Annotated in this window: 1 protein-coding gene and 1 pseudogene; both read right to left on the bottom strand. The window is 39.8% G+C overall.

The window, feature by feature from the left end:
• A pseudogene (locus ACLRVU_RS11275) lies at nucleotides 1–844 on the bottom strand (collagen-like repeat preface domain-containing protein); the annotation flags it as partial.
• 1,027 nt (nucleotides 845–1,871) lie between these two features.
• The coding region (locus ACLRVU_RS11270) for a collagen-like protein (protein ID WP_412891936.1) at nucleotides 1,872–2,434 on the bottom strand (563 nt) is incomplete at its 5' end.

Below are 2,434 nucleotides of genomic sequence, written 5' to 3'. Positions count from 1 at the left end.
TTGCTCCGTCTGCACCTGTGTTTCCTGTAGCGCCTGTTGGACCAGTTGCTCCTGTTGCGCCATTTGCTCCCGTATTCCCAGTTACTCCGGTTGGACCGGTAGCCCCTTGTAAGCCAGTAGCACCTGTTGCTCCGGTTGGTCCAGTTGCTCCAGTAGCACCTGTCACACCATTTATTCCTGGTAATCCAGTAGCTCCCGTGGCTCCTGTATTTCCCTGTGGTCCGGTTGGTCCCGTTACTCCTGTTGGTCCAGTTGGCCCGGTTGGCCCTGTAATTCCGTTTGCTCCAGTCGCTCCAGTTGCTCCGGTTGGTCCTGTGATCCCATTCGCTCCAGTTGGTCCGGTTGCCCCTATTGGACCAGTATTTCCTGTAGCTCCATTAGCCCCAGTCGCACCTATAGGCCCAGTTGGTCCAGTTGCTCCAGTCGGTCCTGTTGCACCATTAATTCCAGGTAGACCAGTAGGTCCAGTTGCACCTGTTGCGCCAGTATTCCCTTGAAGTCCAATTGATCCGGTTGGTCCTGTTACTCCTGTTGGTCCAGTTGGTCCTGTAACTCCTGTTGGACCAGTTGCTCCCGTATTTCCTGGAAATCCAATAGGTCCTGTTGGACCAGTTGCTCCTGTTGGTCCTGGAAACCCAATAGGCCCCTGCGGTCCTGTTGGACCAGTCGCTCCTGTATTACCAGGATACCCCATTGAACCAGTTGGCCCGGTTGGTCCCTGAGGACCAATACTTCCAGGATACCCTCTTGGTCCAGTTGGTCCGGTTGGCCCTGTCGGTCCAGTCGCTCCGGTTGGACAATTCACAACAACAGGTGGACAACAACGGCATCCGGGACAGTTCATATTTCCATTAAACATATTTCCATTGATCATATATATCACCTCTCTTCTGTATCTAATTTAATATATGTATTGATTTACAATATGTCTGTGGAGATTACCCTACTAGATGATAATTTGTTGAAAATCATTTTACAAACTAAGAACCCATAATTACTTTCATAATTCAATAACTTAAAAGACAGTGATAATATATCTATTTTTATTTATAAGGACAGCAAAGATGATAAATAGGTACTCCTTAAGCTATCGCACACAAAAGTAAGTTCATTTTATATAATTCTAGAAAATTTAACATTTATTATGACTATCAGCTTTTCCTAGGATTTTCATGATTATTTAACAGATAAAAAACGTAGTATAGCAGGGTGCAGCTATAATTTCCTAAACATATCTTGTTTATATGTAGAGGTCCTGTCATTATCTATTCGTCTCTTTTAAAACTATTTATAATAAACAGAAAGAAAAATCAAACGGATAAAAACTTCAAATAATATTTATAGAATATGTTTAATAAACTCTTTTCATAAACATTTCAACAAAACTATGAGTGAATCCAAATTATTAAAAGATCCTTATATTAAAAAACATTGGGAAATTTCCCAATGTTAAATTTTTTCACCTTAAATTACCTTGATTCAATAAAAACAAATCTATAAGAGGATATAAAAGATGCGTTGTTGCGTTCTTCATAAGCAAGAACTATCATTCCGTATTCATTTCTTATAACTGTTCCTGCTAACGATGATTGGATATTTGTTATGATGCTGACATTAGGGGTTACAAGCGGTAAAAAAGAACAATCAGCACAACAGTCAGTTGGTGTAAGGATTGGTTCTAGTAAATTAAAAACATTTCCTATCTACTCTAATATATGCATAATTTTATCTTTTAACTGTGGAGTAATCTCGGACACAATTAATAATTATTAGAAAAGTGAAGGTAGATTTTACTTTCCTTTTACTTTTCAATCAATTTAGCAATTATATGAAAAAAAGACTGAACCCTAATGTTATAAAGAAAACAAAAGTTATAAATTTCTCCTCAATTTAAAAATCACCATCGTTAAAGTTCCCTCGGTTACTGTTACCGGACTGTTGAAAGTAAGATTAAATACACTTTCAACAGGGACATCTATAATAAAGGATACCGCTCCAAAGGCACTCGATCTTCCTGTACCATTCGTCATAAAATAAATTCCATATTCTAAATGTGGACTAGAATTATAAAACGGTGTAATCTGCATATAACCTGCTTCTGCCAGCAACCCGGAAACCTCATAAAAAATAGAATAAATCCCTGGTTGAAGTGTAATACGAGTTGGATCTGTTAGTACAATATTACCAGTTGTATCCGCTACTCCTACTCCCATTGGGATCAATGCCGCATTTGTAAAAACGGCTCCAAAATTTATAAAAGAAGCAAACACATCATCTTCAGTAGGTCCTGTATTTCCTGTCGCACCTGTTGCACCCGTTGGACCTGTGTTTCCTGTTAATCCTATTGGTCCTTGTTCTCCGGTTGCCCCAGTCGGTCCCGTATTTCCTGTCGCACCTGTTGCACCCGTTGGACCTGTGTTTCCTGTTAATCCTA

The sequence above is a fragment of the Beduini sp. genome, from assembly GCF_047239305.1.
Lineage (GTDB): Bacteria > Bacillota_I > Bacilli_A > Erysipelotrichales > Coprobacillaceae > Beduini.
The sequence above is the reverse complement of the archived record's forward strand: the minus strand, read 5'-3'. Positions and strand labels throughout refer to the sequence as shown.